The sequence below is a fragment of the Luteibacter aegosomatis genome (assembly GCF_023078455.1).
In the GTDB taxonomy this organism is placed as follows: Bacteria; Pseudomonadota; Gammaproteobacteria; order Xanthomonadales; family Rhodanobacteraceae; genus Luteibacter; species Luteibacter aegosomatis.
Map to the genome: position 1 here is coordinate 716,394 of NZ_CP095740.1, position 16,144 is coordinate 732,537.

At 63.7% G+C, this 16,144-nt stretch carries 12 protein-coding genes; 6 read left to right on the forward strand and 6 right to left on the reverse strand.

The genetic code is table 11. From position 1 onward, the window contains the following. Positions 1 to 74: 74 nt before the first annotated feature. Entirely contained in the window at positions 75 to 545 is a 471-nt protein-coding gene (locus L2Y94_RS03165) for a DUF4019 domain-containing protein (RefSeq protein ID WP_247373071.1), read from the forward strand. A 204-nt stretch (positions 546 to 749) separates the two neighbouring features. On the opposite strand, the gene L2Y94_RS03170 is transcribed toward L2Y94_RS03165, so the two are convergent. Further along, positions 750 to 1,742, reverse strand: coding sequence for an alpha/beta fold hydrolase (locus L2Y94_RS03170; protein WP_247373073.1), 993 nt, complete (start codon positions 1,740 to 1,742; stop codon positions 750 to 752). A 161-nt stretch (positions 1,743 to 1,903) separates the two neighbouring features. Here L2Y94_RS03170 and L2Y94_RS03175 point away from each other — a divergent pair, with 161 nt between their 5' ends. Continuing rightward, positions 1,904 to 2,170, forward strand: a complete 267-nt coding sequence (locus L2Y94_RS03175) for a hypothetical protein (RefSeq protein ID WP_247373074.1) — start codon at positions 1,904 to 1,906, stop codon at positions 2,168 to 2,170. Between the two features lie 122 nt (positions 2,171 to 2,292). Here L2Y94_RS03175 and L2Y94_RS03180 read toward each other — a convergent pair whose 3' ends face one another. The 4 genes from L2Y94_RS03180 to L2Y94_RS03195 all read right to left on the reverse strand — a co-directional run bounded on the left by L2Y94_RS03180 (position 2,293) and on the right by L2Y94_RS03195 (position 8,050). Beyond that, on the reverse strand, positions 2,293 to 3,669 hold the full coding sequence (locus L2Y94_RS03180) for a leucyl aminopeptidase family protein (RefSeq protein WP_247373075.1): 1,377 nt from the start codon (positions 3,667 to 3,669) through the stop codon (positions 2,293 to 2,295). A gap of 67 nt (positions 3,670 to 3,736) precedes the next feature. Then, the gene (locus tag L2Y94_RS03185) at positions 3,737 to 4,435 is read right to left on the reverse strand and encodes an HAD family hydrolase (RefSeq protein WP_247373076.1); all 699 of its coding nucleotides are present in this window, start codon (positions 4,433 to 4,435) and stop codon (positions 3,737 to 3,739) included. Between the two features lie 4 nt (positions 4,436 to 4,439). Then, entirely contained in the window at positions 4,440 to 5,924 is a 1,485-nt protein-coding gene (locus L2Y94_RS03190; RefSeq protein WP_247373077.1) for a LysM peptidoglycan-binding domain-containing protein, read from the reverse strand. Between the two features lie 749 nt (positions 5,925 to 6,673). Next, positions 6,674 to 8,050 carry a Do family serine endopeptidase gene (locus L2Y94_RS03195; protein ID WP_425602431.1) on the reverse strand — a complete coding sequence of 459 codons (1,377 nt, stop codon included), beginning with the start codon at positions 8,048 to 8,050 and terminating at the stop codon, positions 6,674 to 6,676. 364 nt (positions 8,051 to 8,414) lie between these two features. On the opposite strand from L2Y94_RS03195, the gene L2Y94_RS03200 reads away from it, so the two are divergent. From L2Y94_RS03200 to L2Y94_RS03215, 4 genes are all read left to right on the forward strand, one after another. Continuing rightward, the gene (locus tag L2Y94_RS03200) at positions 8,415 to 10,562 is read left to right on the forward strand and encodes an adenosylcobalamin-dependent ribonucleoside-diphosphate reductase (RefSeq protein WP_247373078.1); all 2,148 of its coding nucleotides are present in this window, start codon (positions 8,415 to 8,417) and stop codon (positions 10,560 to 10,562) included. Positions 10,563 to 10,585: 23 nt separating this feature from the next. Beyond that, a complete protein-coding gene (locus tag L2Y94_RS03205; protein ID WP_247373079.1) occupies positions 10,586 to 11,791 on the forward strand; it encodes a hypothetical protein in 1,206 nt (401 codons plus the stop codon). An 83-nt stretch (positions 11,792 to 11,874) separates the two neighbouring features. Then, positions 11,875 to 12,654, forward strand: coding sequence for a TSCPD domain-containing protein (locus L2Y94_RS03210; protein ID WP_247373080.1), 780 nt, complete (start codon positions 11,875 to 11,877; stop codon positions 12,652 to 12,654). 20 nt (positions 12,655 to 12,674) lie between these two features. Beyond that, positions 12,675 to 13,829 (forward strand): RelA/SpoT domain-containing protein, encoded by a 1,155-nt coding sequence (locus L2Y94_RS03215; protein ID WP_247373081.1) that lies wholly within the window; start codon positions 12,675 to 12,677, stop codon positions 13,827 to 13,829. 82 nt (positions 13,830 to 13,911) lie between these two features. Here the strand turns inward: L2Y94_RS03215 and dcm are convergent, their stop codons facing one another. Continuing rightward, positions 13,912 to 15,819 (reverse strand): DNA (cytosine-5-)-methyltransferase, encoded by a 1,908-nt coding sequence (dcm, locus tag L2Y94_RS03220; RefSeq protein WP_247375097.1) that lies wholly within the window; start codon positions 15,817 to 15,819, stop codon positions 13,912 to 13,914. Positions 15,820 to 16,144: the final 325 nt, after the last annotated feature.

Consider the following 16,144-nt stretch of genomic DNA (forward strand, 5'->3'; position numbering starts at 1 on the left):
GGTAGTCCATCCGGCCGAATTGCCCCGGCCGGCGGGGGTGGCCAATCTGTGATCGTCCAAAGGGAGGACGGTCCATGCGAACGCACACAGCGACCGCCGGCAAGGTCGCCGCCGTGACACCCAGCGCCGCCACGTTCGGCGCGATGCTCACGATCGCCCATGCGCCGAAACTCGGGCCCCAACCCAATTCGCTCGACAACGCCGTCAGCAGCGCCACGCACTGGGTAAGGCTCGCCGAACTGCGCCGCCCCGATGCGATGTGGCTCGAAGCCGGGGCGATGATGCAGAAACTCGTCTCGCGCGAAGAATGGTCGCGTTACATCCGCCGCATCCGCGTCGATCGTGGGCCGCTGCAGGCGCGCGAGTGGTTCGAGGTGACGCGCGTGCGCGATCCGGTGGGATTGCCCCCGGGCGATTACCTCAACGTGATCTTCGTGGCGCATTACGCGAAAGCGGTGCAGTTCGAGACGATATCGCTGGCGCCCGGGGCGTCGGGGTGGTTGCCGGTGGGGTATGTGATCCGGCCGGTGCAGCACGAGGTGTGAGCACTTCGCGGCGTGTTTCGCCGATGCGATCGGCTCCCACCCCTTCGGTAGAAAGGCTTCGATAAGCTTGTTCGCTGCGGGTGAGCACATCGGCAAGCGGGTTGCGACACCGTCGCTACCGAAGGGATGAGACAAGTCCGTAAGCGGCTTGCGATAACCTCGCTACCGAAGGGGTGGGAGCCGATCGTATCGGCGAACGGCCTTTCAGAGTGCCTCATCCAACGCTTTATAGAACCGCTCCGGCGCCTCGATCATTGGTGAATGCCCCAACCCCTCCAGCGGAATCAGCTTCGCCCCCGGAATCTTCGCCGCCGCTTCGCGCCCCAGCACCGGGTAATTCCCCAGCGTCTCGCGAACGTCGGCAGGCGCCGCATCCTTGCCCACCGCCGTACGATCGCGCTGCCCGATGATCAGCACCGTCGGTACGCGGATCTGCGTGAACTCGTACACGACCGGCTGGTTCATGATCATGTCGTAGGTCAACGCCCCCGCCCACGACGATGTCTCGCGACCCGAGCCTTCATACTGCCCCGCCTGCATCAAGGCCCACGTGTCGTACTCGGGCTTCCACTTACCGTCGTAATAGCTCTTCAACTGATACGCGCGAATGCTCGCGTAAGAGGTCTTCAGCTCACTCCGGTACCAGTCGTCGACACTGCGCCACGGCACGCCCTTGGCTTTCCAGTCTTCCAGTCCGAGCGGATCCACCATCACCAGCTTCTCGGTGCCCTGCGGAAACATCAGCGCATAACGCGCACCGATCATGCCGCCCATCGAATGCGCCACCACGGTCACCTTGTCGATGCCCAGGCTCGCCAGCAAGGCGTGCGTGTTCGCGGCCAATTGCGCGATGCCGTACTGGTAACCGCGTGGCTTGGACGATTTGCAGAAACCGATCTGGTCGGGAATCACCACGCGGTATCCCTCCCCGGCGAGGCGATCGGCCGTGGCTTTCCAGTAGGGACCGCAGAAGTTCTTGCCGTGCAGCAGCACCACCGCGCGTCCGTTCGGCTTGGCGGGCTTTACGTCCATGTAGGCCATCTCCAGCGACTGGCCCTGGCTGCTTACCGGGAACATCGTCACGGGGTAGGGATATTCGGCACGTTCCAGCCGCGCGCCGAGATCTTGCACGGTCGGCGTGTCGTCGGCGAAGGCGGGCAGGGTGAGGGCGAGCAGGCAGAGGGCGAAGCGGCGCATGGGGGTGCTCCGGGGAGGAGGGGACAGGCGAAGCGTACTGCGTGAGAGCCTGTCGTGTCGGTGATTCAGCACGAATCGCGGACAGGGTCCGCGATAGGACCTGACGCAAGCGCGCGACCGCCGTTAGCATACGGCCGCATCGCACTGCCGAGACCTTCACCATGTCCGACTACACCCGTCCACCGATGACCCGCGGCGTCGACCCGCAACGCATGAACTGGCTCTGGCAGCTGATCCTCCAGGCCACCGACCTGTCGCCGGCCGAGGTGCGCGCGGCGCTCAACGCCAGCGGCGTGCCGGTGACCGACCAACGCGTGGCGAGCTGGTCGGTGGGCGATGCAGAGGAGAATTATTTTCCGCTCACGCTGGCGGAAATGGAGCGCAATCTGCGCGCGGTGATTGCGGCCAAGCGCTCGGCATCCGACTGACGTTCCCGCCCCCTCACGTCGTTCCTGCGAAGGCAGGAATCCAGTGTCTTTCGCCCGAAGGTACCGTGCTGCGACACGCCGCAAGACGCTGGGCTCCTGCCTTCGCAGGAGCGACGGTGAGGTCAGGAATACCGCTCGGACAGGAACCGGAAGAACGCACGCAACCCCTGCGCCTCACCGCCCCGCGGATGCGCCGGTCGATCGCCGTCGTTCCACGAGTACGTATCCAGGTGCATCCAGTTCTGCCCCTCGGGAACGAACCGTTCGAGGTAAAGCGCCGCCGTGACCGCTCCCGCATGCCGCGACGGTCCCGCGTTGGCGAAGTCGGCGATGTACGAATCGAGCATGCGCCGGTAAGGACGCCACAGCGGCAAGCGCCACATCGGATCGTGCACCGCCTCCGCCGCGCCGATCACGTCGTCGGCCAGCTGATCGCGATTGGTGAACAGCGCCGGCAACTCCGGCCCCAGCGCCACGCGCGCCGCGCCCGTGAGCGTGGCGAAATCCACGATCAGGTCCGGCGCCTGCTCGGCCGCGAAGGCCAGCGCATCGCAGAGGATCAGCCGACCCTCGGCGTCGGTGTTGTCCACCTCCACCGTGATGCCCGCGCGCGTGCGGATCACCTCGCCCGGACGCAGGGCATTGCCGGCGATGGCGTTCTCCACGGCGGGCACCAGCAGCGTGAGCCGCACCGGCAGCTTCGCGCCCATCACCAGGCCGGCCAGCGCGATGGCGTGCGCCGCGCCGCCCATGTCTTTCTTCATCCAGCGCATGCCGTCCGACGGCTTGATGTCCAGGCCGCCGGTGTCGAAGCACACGCCCTTGCCGACGATGGTCAGCTTCGGGTTCGAATGCTTGCCCCAGGTGAGCTCGATCATGCGCGGCGCGCGATGGCTGGCGCGGCCCACGGCGTGGATGGTGGGGAAGTTGGCCGGCAACAGCTCGTCGCCCACCCACTCGCGCACCTTCGCCTTGTGCTCGGTCGCCAGCGCATGGACGGCCTGGGAGAGATGCTCCGGCCCCATGTCCTCGGTGGGCGTGTTGACCAGGTCGCGCACCTGCGCGGTGGCGTCGACGATCGGCTGCAACGCGCGCAGCGTGGAGCCCTCGACGACCAACGACGCGGGCTCGCGGCCGGGCTTGCGATAGCGATCGAAGCGATACGCTCCCAGCGCCCAGCCGAGCGCGAGCAGGTCGCGGTCGTCGATCACGCCCTCGTCGGCGATCTCATAAACGCCTTCAGGCAGCCGACGGGCCAGATCACCCAGGGCCGGCAGCGGATCGGTGCGATCCACGCCGATCAACACACGGGCGATGGCGCCGCGCGGATCGGGCAGCACCACGCAGGAGCCGGGCATGGGCCGGAAACCCGTCGAGGCGACCCACTGCCGGTGCGCCGGGCTCAGGCGCTCTTCCGCCGCGGCCATCCCGGCGGCATCCACCGTCTCGATGGGAATGGGACGGCGTTTTCCGGACTTGCGTTCGATCAGCGACGACATCAGGGCTCCCGAATGGCGCGGCCTTCCACCTGCGCCAATGAATGAGTGCAATCAGCGAAGGCCCATTCTAGCGGTGGGTGTCGGTCGCCGTCTCAACCCAGTCGGCAAGCTCGGTCATGTTCGTGAAAACGAAGTCGGGCTCGGGGCCGTGCGACCACGCCTCGCCGGTGCGGTTGAGCCACACGGTGCGCATGCCCGCCTCGTGGGCGCCCACCACGTCGAGCAGGGGATCGTCGCCCACGTGAAGGATGTGTTCCGGCGCCACGCCCAGGGTCTCGGCGGCATGCAGGAAGATCTTCGGATCGGGCTTGGCCACGCCCACGCCGGATGCGTTGACGCGCGAATGGAAGAGGTGGTGCAACCCGATCATTTCCAGGTCGGCGTTGCCGTTGGAGATGCTGGCGATGGGCAGGCGCGAGGCGATGCGCTCGAGCGCCGCGAGGCTGTCGGGATACAGCTCCACGTTGTTGCGCGCCACGTAGTAGACGCGCCACAGCTCCTCCACCGGGGCATCGTCGATGCCGCATTCGGCGAAGGCGTGGCGGATGGTGAGGCGGCGCTGCTCGCTGAAATCGTGCGCGAGGTGCGGGTAATCGCGGTTGATCTTCTCGCGAAGCTCCCGCATGGCCTCGATCGGCCATGCGAGGGCGACGTTGGGATGATGCTCTTTCAGCCAGCGATCGGCGCAGTGCTCGGCCTCGATGAGGGCCGGGAGTACCGGCCACAGCGTATCGTCGAGGTCGAGCGTAACGGCGCGGATCGTCACGACGTCAGCGGGCGCCGACCTTGAGCACCTGGCCGGGGTGGACGTTGTTGTCCTTCAGGCCGTTCATGGCGCGAAGCTGCGTCACGTCCACGTTGTTGCGCTTGGCGATGGAGTAGAGCGTGTCGCCCGCCGCCACCTTGTAGGTGCGGCTGGCGGCCGTCTTCTTCTCGGCCTTGGCGACGGCCTTCGGCTCGGCCTTGGCCGGCTTGGCCGCGGCGGCCTTGGGCGTGTCGATCTTGCCCGAAGGCTTTTCGCTGCTGTCGACCGGCGCGGCGGGCTTGGCCACCGGCTTGCCCTTCACGGTGACGGCATCGGCCGTGACCTTGGCGAACCGGCCGCCACGCTTGGCGTTGTCGGACACCGTGAAGGCTTCCGCGCGCACGCCCGAGAAGCCCTGGTGCGCCGTGGTGCTGACGCTGGCGACCACCTTCGCGAACTGCGACGGCTCGGCCGTGGTGGCCACGGAGCCCTTGGTCTCCTTCGCCGCCTTGGCACCCTTGCCCTTGGTCTGCGCCTGGGCGAGGGCGGTTTCCTTCGCCACGGCGGCGGCCGTCGGCGCGGCCGCGACGGCCGGGGCGGTCGTCATCGCCTGGCCGGCGTTGGCGCGCGTGCCCACGGTGGAGGCGATCTTCGCGCGGCGCGCGGCGTCGCCCGAGGCCAGCGCCATGCCGTCGGCGTAGGGCACGAGGCTGTGCGCGCGAAGCAGCGAGCTGCCGGCGCTGGAGGTGACGAACGCGATGAACTCCTTCACGTCGGCCGCCTTCGGGCTGGCGTCGTTGGAGACGAGGTAGAGCTCGGTATAGAGGGGGTACGCGCCGCTGGTCACGGTGGACGCCGACGGCGCCACGCCGTCGATCGACAGCAGCTTGAGCTTCTTGTTGCCCGACACGCCGCCCATGGTGGTGGCGCCGAGGCCGCGCTTGTCGAGGGTGACGCCCTCTTCGAGCTTGGCGGCGTTCACGTACAGGCGGGGTGCGGCCACCGGCTGGTTGCCGCGGCCGAACAGCAGCTTGCGCAGGCTGTATTCCACGCCGTCGTTGGGGCTGGCCACCGCGTAGAGGTTGATCGGCGCGTCTTCGCCGCCCAGTTCCTTCCAGTTGGTGATGTGGCCCATGTAGATCTCATGGAGCTGCATCAGGGTGATGTTGCTCACCGGGTTGGACGGGTAGGTGACCATCACCAGGGCGTCCCACGCCACGGGCGTGAAGGTGAGCGACTGCTCGGCGCCACCGATGCCCGGGCGGGCGGAGCCGGCGAGGTCGGCCGTGCCCTTGGCGACGGCATCGATGCCCGACGCGGTGTTGAAGGGCTGCAGTTCGATCTTGCCCTTGCCGGATTTCTCCCAGGCCTTGGCCACGTCGGTGACCACGCCGCGCGCGGTGGTGACGTCGCCACGCCAGACCAACTGGCTGCCGGCGGCGAGAACGGTGGCGGAGGCGCTAAGGCCGATCAGCGTGGCGGTGAACAGTCGCGTGAGACGAAAGGACATGGACGGCTAGAACCTCGGGACGGAACGGGGTTGGCAAGAAGGGCGCCATTGTGGGCCATTGCAGGCGCTGGCGCACCATCGACGTCGTTCAGCATCCTGCCGACGGGAAACGGAACGTAGGCTGTAGGGGTGTGGTGTTCATGTGAACCGGGGCAAGCCCCTTCGTGGACCCTGTCCGCGGTTCGAGATCGCGAAAGGGTGAGGCCAGCCCGTTCGCCGATGCGATCGGCTCCCACCCCTTCGGTAGCAAGGCCGTGCTGTACCTACCGAAGGGGGAAGCGGACCCTGTCTGCAGCCCGTTCGCCGATGCGATCGGCTCCCACCCCTTCGGTAGCAAGGCCGTGCTGTACCTACCGAAGGGGGAAGCGGACCCTGTCTGCAGCCCGTTCGCCGATGCGATCGGCTCCTACCCCTTCGGTAGCAAGGCCGTGCTGTACCTACCGAAGGGGGAAGCGGACCCTGTCTGCAGCCCGTTCGCCGATGCGATCGGCTCCCACCCCTTCGGTAGCAAGGCCGTGCTCTACCTACCGAAGGGGGAAGCGGACCCTGTCCGCGGCCCGTTCGCCGATGCGATCGGCTCCCACCCTCCGGTAGCAAGGCCATGCTCTACCTACCGAAGGGTGGGAGTGGACCCTGTCCGCGGCCCGTTCGCCGATGCGATCGGCTCCCACCCTCCGGTAGCAAGGCCGTGTTCTACCTACCGAAGGGGTGGGAGCCGATCGCATCGGCGAAACCCGGTCGCGACACCGTCAGAGCACGACGTAATACACATCCCCATCCCGCACCACCGACAGCAACAACTGCCGCACCGGCAACGACCCCGTCGTAGGCAACGACTTCACCCCATTGATCCGCTGCCGCTGGATGGCCACCACCACATCCCCATCCCGCAACCCGGCCGCATAGGCCGTCGACCCGCGCTGCACCGAGGACAAGGCCACGCCATACAGCCCACCTTCCTTCTGCTCGGTGGACAGGTCGCTCAACACCACCCCGGCCAGGCGCTTGTCGACCTTGCCACCCTCGAGCGTCGCCAGCTTCACCGCGGCGATGGTCGCCTCCACATCCTTCGACGCCCCCTCGCGCCGCACCGACAGCTTCACCTTCGCCCCCAGCGGCAGAAGCCCCTCGGTATTGCGCACATCCTGCGCACTACGCACCGGCTTCCCATCCACCGCCGTCAGCACGTCGCCCGTCTGCAATCCCGCCCCGTCGGCCGGCGAGCCGTCGTTCACTCGCGTCACCACCGCGCCGTTGGTGTCCTTCAATCCCAGCGCCTGCGCGATGCGCGGCGTGATGTCCTGCACCTCCACGCCCAGGTTGCCCCGGCGCACCTTGCCGTAGGCCAGCAACTGCTTCATCACCCCGGTGGCCAGGTCCGTGGGAATGGCGAAGCCGATACCCACGTTGCCGCCCGACGGCGTGAAGATCATCGAGTTGATGCCCACCAGCTCACCGCGCAGGTTCACCAGTGCGCCACCGGAATTGCCCGGATTGATCGACGCATCCGTCTGGATGAAGTTCTGGATGCCCTTGCCCAACCCCGAGCGCCCCAGCGCCGAGACCATGCCCGAGGTGGCCGTCTGCCCCAGCCCGAACGGATCGCCCACCGCCACCACGAAATCGCCCACGCGCAACTGCGCGGAGTCGGCGATCGGCAGGGCCTGGAGGTTCTGCGCGGGAATCTGCAACACCGCCACGTCGGTATCCGGATCGGTGCCGATCAGCTTGGCCTTGAGGTCGCGCCCGTCCTGCAGGGTGACGGTGATGTCGTCCGCGCCGCCCACCACGTGGTTGTTGGTGAGCACGTAGCCCTTGGCGGCATCCACCACCACGCCCGAGCCCAGGCTCTGCGCCACGCGCTCGCGCGGCAGGCCCTGGTTGCCGAACAACTGCCCGAAGAGGGGATCGTCGAAATACGCATCGCGCGTACGGATGCGCGTCTTGGTGGAAATGTTCACCACCGCCGGGGTCACCTTGGCGAGCATCGGCGCCAGCGACGGCATCGGCTGGCCGTCGATGGCCGAGGGCAGGGCGGTGCCGGCGAACGCGGGCGGTGCCATCGCCACGGCGAGGGCTGCACCGATCAGGAAACGAGTGGTATGCCGGTAAAGGCTTGAAGGCATGGAAAAGCTCCTTGGCTGGTGTGCTCCGGGCACATGAATCGGCCCATTCGACCACGTGAATGCCGCCGGGTTTCAACCCTTGAGACGGCATCGGACGACACTTTACATCGGCAACCTCCGGCGTTAAGGTTGCCCCCGGCCGCAACCACAACATCTTGTGTTCCGTCACCCGCTCGTCACCAAGTGCTGGTGTTGCGAAGACTCACGTTCCCGCTTCAAACCGTCGCCGTCAAAGGGTTTTTCCTTATGGGGGTTGGCGATGGGCAAAGGATGGCCGGCGCTTTCCGCAGAACGCGTCGGCAGGGTTGCGCCACGCTGCCAAAACAAAAGGCCGCCACAGGCCCAAGCTCGAGGACGACACAACATGAGCACTGCACGTGCGCAAGCGATGGGCATCGATCCCACGGCCATTCCGCTCCAGCCCGCCTCGTATGACATCTGGGACAAGAAGTACCGCCTGAAGGCCAAGTCCGGCGTGCCCGTCGACGGCTCGGTGGACGAAACCTACCAGCGCGTGGCGCGTGCGCTTTCCGACGTGGAAGCCACCGACGAACTCCGCCAGCACTGGTACGAGCGTTTCCTCTGGGCGCTGCGCCGCGGGGCGATCCCCGCCGGCCGCATCACCTCCAACGCCGGCGCGCTCGACCACAAGCCTGCCACCTCCACCATCAACTGCACGGTGTCGGGCACCATCCGCGACTCGATGGACGACATCCTCGAGAAGGTGCACGAGGCCGGCCTCACCCTGAAGGCCGGCTGCGGCATCGGCTACGAATTCAGCACGCTGCGCCCGCGCGGCGCCTACGTGAGCGGCGCCGGCGCCCACACGTCGGGCCCGCTGTCGTTCATGGATATCTACGACAAGATGTGCTTCACCGTCTCGTCCGCCGGCGGTCGCCGCGGCGCGCAGATGGGCACGTTCGACGTGAGCCACCCGGACGCCAAGGAATTCATCCGCGCCAAGCGCGAGGATGGCCGCCTGCGCCAGTTCAACCTGTCGCTGCTCATCACCGACGGCTTCATGGACGCGGTGGAAAACGACCAGGACTGGCCCACCGTCTTCCCAGTGCACGTGAAGGAACAGGACGAAATCGACCTCAACGACCCCACCAAGGTCGTGTGGCGCGAGTGGCCCACCAACGAAAACTACGTGGTGCGCGACGACGGCCTGGTGGCCTGCAAGATCTACGGCCACATCCGTGCCCGTCATCTGTGGGACATGATCATGGTCTCCACGTATGACTACGCCGAGCCGGGCTTCATCCTCATCGACCGCGTCAACGAGATGAACAACAACTGGTGGTGCGAGCACATCCGCGCCACCAACCCCTGCGGCGAGCAGCCGCTGCCGCCCTACGGCTCGTGCCTGCTGGGCTCGGTGAACCTCACCCTCTTCGTGCGCGACCCGTTCGGCCCCAAGGCCCGTTTCGACTGGGACGAATACCGCGAAGTGGTGCGCGTGTTCACCCGCATGCTCGACAACGTGGTGGAGATCAACGGCCTGCCGCTCGAGCAGCAGCGCAACGAGATCCTCTCCAAGCGCCGCCACGGCATGGGCTTCCTGGGCCTGGGCTCCACGCTCACCATGCTCAAGATGCGCTACGGCACGGCCGACGCCGTGGCCTTCACCGAGGAAGTCTCCCGCGAGATGGCCGTGGCCGGCTGGGAAGTGGCCCTCGACCTCGCCAAGGAAAAGGGCCCGGCCCCGATCCTGGCGCGCGACTTCACCGTGACCGGCGACATGCTGCGCAAGCGCCCGGAGATGGTCAAAGACGGCTGGAAGGCCGGCGACACCATCCGCGGCAGCGTGCTGCACGCCAAGTACTCGCGCTACATGCAGCGCGTGGCCTCCGTGGCGCCCGAGCTGGTCGACGCCCTGGCCGAGACCGGCGCGCGCTTCACGCACCACTCGTCCATCGCGCCCACCGGCACCATCTCCCTGAGCCTCGCCAACAACGCCTCCAACGGCATCGAGCCCAGCTTCGCCCACCACTATTCGCGCAACGTGATCCGCGAGGGCAAGAAGAGCAAGGAAAAGGTCGAGGTGTACAGCTACGAGCTGCTGGCCTACCGCGCGCTGATCAACGGCGACGCCATGCCGTACTCCGAAGACCCGCGCACCCGCCTGCCGGAATACTTCGTGGCCGCCGACGACATCAGCCCGAAGGAGCACGTGGACATCCAGGCCGCGTCGCAGAAGTGGGTGGACAGCTCCATCTCCAAGACGGCCAACGTGCCCACCGACTACCCGTACGAAGACTTCAAGGACATCTACTTCTACGCGTACAAGCAGGGCCTGAAGGGCTGCACCACGTTCCGTTTCAACCCCGCCGCCTTCCAGGGCGTGCTGGTCAAAGAAACCGATCTGGAAAACACCCTCTATCGCTTCGAATTGGAAGACGGTAGCGTTGTCGAACTGAAGGGTAACGACGAAGTGGAATACGACGGCGAAATGCACACCGCCGCCAACCTCTTCGATGCCCTGAAAGAAGGCTACTACGGCAAGTTCTGACCCCGCGGAGAGGGAAAAACATCATGGCAACCGAACACGACGACACCGCCGAGGGCGAACTGCCCGTCACCACCGGCACCCCCGATACGGAAGTCGGCCAGCACGAACACGCGGAAAACGCCGCTGACACGGCGGTGGATACGCCGGTGTCGGACACCGACGACGGCGACGATGACGCCGCCGCCCCCGCGCCGATCGCCGCGAAGAAGGTGGTCAAGCGCAAGCCGGTGGCCAAGAAGTCCATCGAAGACGCGGTGCCCTCGCCGCAGGACGACGCCTTCGGCCACGGCCACGTCGACCTGGACGATTCCGACTACGCCGACATCGCGCAGGTAAAGGCCGAGAAGAAGGCCCGCAAGCCCGCCGCGAAGAAGGCCACCCCGGCCGCCGAGCCGGTGGCCGCCGCCCCGGTCGTCGACGACGCCCCGGCCGCTCCGGCCCCGGCGAAGAAGACGGCCCGCAAGGCCGCGTCGAAGAAGCCGGTTGCCACCACCGAAGCCGCGGCGCCGAAGAAGGCCTCCGCCAAGAAGGCCGCGACCAAGAAGGCTGCCGCCAAGAAAGCGGCGGTGAAGAAGGCCGCCGCGAAGAAGGCACCGGCCAAGAAAGCGGCTGCCAAGAAAGTTGCGGCGAAGAAGGCCGTCAAGAAGGCTGCCGTGAAGAAGGCCGCGCCGAAGAAGGCGGCTGCCAAGAAGGTCGCCGCCAAAAAGGCTGCGGTGAAGAAGACGGCTACCAAGAAGGCCGCTTCGAAGAAGGTCGCCTCGAAGAAGGTGGCTTCGAAGAAGGTCACCGGCCGCAAGGCCACCACGAAGAAGACGGCCCCTAAGCGTGGCAACGCTTCCAAGGCGGCCGTCACCAAGCGTGGCGCTTCGAAGGCCGCCGCCAGCAAGCGCGGCAGCGCCTCCACGGCCGCCGCAACCAAGCGTGGCGGTAGCAAGACGTCCGGCCGCAAGGTCGCCGCGGTGAAGAAGGCCGTCAAGAAGGCCGCTTCCCGCGTCGTCAAGAAGGCCAGCGCCGCCCGCAAGGCGGTGAAGAAGTCCGTCGGCAAGGTCGCCCGCAAGGTGACCGGCCGCGGCGTACCTAAGAAGACGGCTCGCAAGGCCGCCGGCAAGACGGTCGCCCGCAAGGCAACCGGCAAGAAGTCCGCCGTCAAGGCGGCAAAGAGGTCCACTGCCAGCACCACCGGCCGTACGTCGGCGCGCAAGACCGCCGGCCGTGGCCGTCGCAAGTAAGTAGTACCCATCCGGCCCGGCGCGCGCGCCGGGCCGGATACCCACCGGGCGCGCCGCCACCGATACAGCAGGAAACGTAAGTCATGGCGATCAAGATCGAAAAGAAGATCAAGGGCTACCAGGTCGTAAAGCCCGAAGACAAGGCCGTCCCGGCCCCCGCTGCCGCGCCGGCGAAAGACGCCGCGCCGGTCGCCGAAGTCATCCAGATGCACGAAAGCCTGGAGCGTCCCGAGACGCTCGTGGGCAACACGTACAAGATCAAGTCGCCGCTCTTCGAGCACGCGCTGTACGTGACCATCAACGACATCGTGCTCAACGCGGGCACCCCGCACGAACAGCGCCGTCCGTTCGAGTTGTTCATCAACTCGAAGAACATGGACCACTTCCAGTGGATCGTGGCGCTCACCCGAATCCTGTCCGCCGTCTTCCGCAAGGGTGGCGACGTGACGTTCATCGTCGAAGAGCTCAAGGCCGTCTTCGACCCCCGCGGCGGCTACTTCAAGGCCGGCGGCATCTACATGCCCAGCATCGTGGCCGAGATCGGCGCGGTGATCGAGCAGCACATGAAGTCGATCGGGCTCATCCACGATCCCGAGATGAGCGATGCGACGCGTCAGCTCATCGCCGAAAAGCGCGCGGCTTACGAGAAGGCCAACGCGGCCACCTCCACCGCCGCTGTTGTGGGAGCCGCTTCAGCGGCGATCGGGGCTAGCGACACCGCCGCATCCGGCAACGACCCCCACACCAACGCCTCCGGCTTCCCCGCTGGCGCTACCCTTTGCAGCAAGTGCAATACGCAGGCGCTGGTGCTGATGGATGGGTGTCAGACTTGTTTGAATTGTGGGTATTCGAAGTGCGGCTAAAAGGTTGAGTGGACAGAGCAATGGATTTGCCAGCAAGGGGAAATAAACAGCGAACCCGCCGCGATTCTAGTTACGCCACATTGAGGTATAGCCGCGCGGCTATCGATAAAGCAGGAAAGTCTTTAGCCTTGCTGACTTCCTCGGAAGAGGAGGTCAGTAGGGCCTTGGACGTTCTTGCAAACTGGCGGTCATCTCACGCGTTCCCGCTCAATTCCATGACAATGGATTTGAAGCAAAAGGTAAAGCGTGTGAACCCTCAAGGACTCGTCGCTCAAAGACTGAAGCGGGCGAAGTCCATAGTTGGAAAACTTCTGTTTAAGCCCTCAATGCGCCTTACTCAAATGCAAGACATCGGAGGATGTCGCGCAATTGTTGGCTCGCTTGAAGATGTTTATAAGCTAAAGGAGCTGTATCTCCAAAGTCGCTCTCTTCACGAAATCATAAGCCAGGACGACTACATAGCCCATCCTAAAACATCGGGATATCGAGGGCTTCACTTAGTTTTCCGATTTAAAAGTCGAAGCCATCCCGAATACGACCGACTACTATTTGAAGTTCAGCTGAGAACTTTCACCCAGCATGCTTGGGCGACTGCTGTTGAAACTGTTGGTGCCATCATAGGCCAAGCGCTTAAGTCTAGCGAGGGTCAAGCTGAGTGGCTGGAATATTTTAAATATGCAGCGCTTGCACTCGAATTTTCCGAACCGGCGCCGTTCGCTAGTATTCCGCCTTTTTCTAAGGGCGATGTCGCACGATCGCTAGCCTCTTTGGATGAATCTCTGCAAGTTCATGCAAAGCTGACTGCATACGGGGAGGCTCTTCGCGCCACTGAGCGGGTAAATCTGCGTGATACAGGATACTTTCTCTTGGTTCTTACGCCCGGGGATCCTGGACGTTATCAGCCAGAGCTGAAGATCTTTTCTTATTCAAAACGTAATGCAGATCTCGCGTACAAAGAGTACGAGAGGTACGAGCGGCTGTTGCCGCTTTACCCACCAGATGGTCAGCTATCGCTTTTCCCCGATTTTGCAAATGCATCGGGGGCTCAGGCAGTTTTAGTTGGCGCAGAATCTTTTAAAACAATTCGAGATTCTTTCCCTAATTATTATTTGGATACTCGAAGCTTTCTTACGAAAATTGACGCATTTGTTAAAGAAAACAAGCGGCGTAGATAGCTCTTCGGCTGCTTCGGGTTATGGCTGGCGCTAACTCGTTGGAGTCGAAAATCCAAAATCGCAACGCAGTGATAAATCTCAATTAAGGGCTGCAATTTGCCGCTTCCTCAAAACGATGAACCTTGCGGTAAGTCGTATCCGCTCGAAATTCGTCTTGTAACGTCGCTTCACCCGAGCGCTCAACAACCCGAAACCAATTTACTAATATGCCGGCAACGAGACCGGCATGTACCGCATTTCCAAAACATGCGAACGCGCGCTCGCGCGAACTGGGGATAACCCAGTCTGCTGGAAAGCCCTGCAACTGAAGCGCTTCCGACCGGATGAGATGACGCCCTCGTGCTCCCTCAACGCGCCCAGCGGTCGATTCCTCCGTATTTAAGCTTGGAACTATTGGTACTTGCGTAGTCGTCATAGCAACAAGGGCAGGTACATGCGCAAGCCGTTTGACCCGCAAGCCTGACGGCCGGAACTGAAGAATCTGGGACCAAAGATCGAGCGCCTCGCCCTTACAATTCCACTCAAGCTTTTGATAGGAGGGCACAGGAATCTGCAAGTAAAGGTCATCCAACCATTCACGCATCCATTGACCGCCGACCGCCGCCCACACTTTCATGGCCCAAGCGCGGTTCTGCGAAATGAACTTGCGCTTCCAATCAGGCCACTCGTCGCGCTTTCGCGCATATGCGGGCCAACTTTCAATCCACTTCTTCAGCGCGGACGCACCATCAAGGCCGCGCAGCCAAGCTCTTTCACCCGAAGGCGGATAGTTAAATATGTCGCACTCACGCGCCGAAAGTGAGAGTACTTCTTCGCGAGCGTGAGCAAGGTTAGACTTTCGATCAGACCGGCGCTCCGAGTCTGAAACGCGGAATGTCGATGGATTTTCATCGCATGTATACCAGTGCCACGGATCAAGCTCATAACCCCAGATCGGGAATGAGGGCATGGAATCGCGCCAGTAGGATGATTTCAACGTTTCATCGACAGATGCCAGCTTTGTCAACAGTTTTTGCCAGTGCGAAATGCAGGCGACGCGTTCGGGAGAAACTTGCGCTTGCTGCAAATCAGCCAATTCGGCAAATTCCTTTCCACTTGAAATAATTTTTTTAAGAGTCGTCTTCGCACGGTCGTTTGGTGAGACGAGCCAATGTTTCGTGGCGGTCCTCGACGGAAGTACCCTGGACGTCAATGAGCTTTCCAAAATGCCCTTGATTAGTTCTCGGTCACTCTTTAGCGCCACGCGTCGTTGAGCCACGATGAAAAATCGCTCGCGGTGGTGGGGAAACCCTAGATGATGAGGAGAAAGAAGCCCTTCAGCATGTCGCCCACGAGAGATGTGCTCCGATGCAATCACGTCGTATCCGAGTTCCTCTGTGAGAATCTCATGGACGCGGCGCCAAGTGTTTCCGCCATCATGCTTTTCAAAGTTTCCGACGTTCTCAAGAAGAACGAATGCGGGACGCCTATGGCGGAGCATAGTTGCAATCATGTGGAACACGGTTCCACGTGTGTCGTCAAACCCCCGCTGCGCCCCAGACTTTGAAAAAGGTTGACATGGGAACCCAGCACAGAGAAGGTCATGACTAGGGAGTACATCGGCTCCGCTCGGATAACGACGGAGCTCTTTCAGGTCGTCTGTTAGGAAGCATGCCATGTCACCATGCACGGAAATTAGCTGGCCTTCCGGTCCATACGCCGGAATCGCCTTTGCTAGCGGTGACGCAGCGCTCAGAGTCCCCCGCAGCGCTGCGCAGTCGGCTGGGGTATGTGCGCCGAGGTAAGAGGCCTGTACATCCGAGAAATTCCGAACGTAGCACTCGCGGAGATCTGCCTGAATTTCAGACGCGGCAACGCATTGAAAGCGAATTTCCTTGCGGTACAGCGTGCGAAGCACCTCCGCCGCCACCGACAAAGCATGGTGGAAGCCTCCCAGGCCGGCGCACAGGTCCACAAATCTAATTTCATCCGTCGGTGGATCTGGAACCATGGTCAAGCTCTATCTCCGCCCGATTATATGGGCCCACTGCAATAGTAAGAGGTGGACGACCGGACTAAGTTGCCGCCGTAGATGAATATTACTGCCTTATCGCACCGTCTGCGACCACAGTTGGCGCCGGCTCGTTCGGCAGCAGGCGGTGATCGACCACTACCCCCTCCTTTGTGCCGCATGGCTCCGCCCCAGCGCCCTCTCCCGGTACAAGCATCAGCGCCAGGCGCGGCCCCATTCCTCCCCCTGGGGGGCGTCTTCGTGTGTCATTGCATACGTGCGGGATAACGTTCCGCCCGGAAGCCGACATGGCCCTATAATCTTT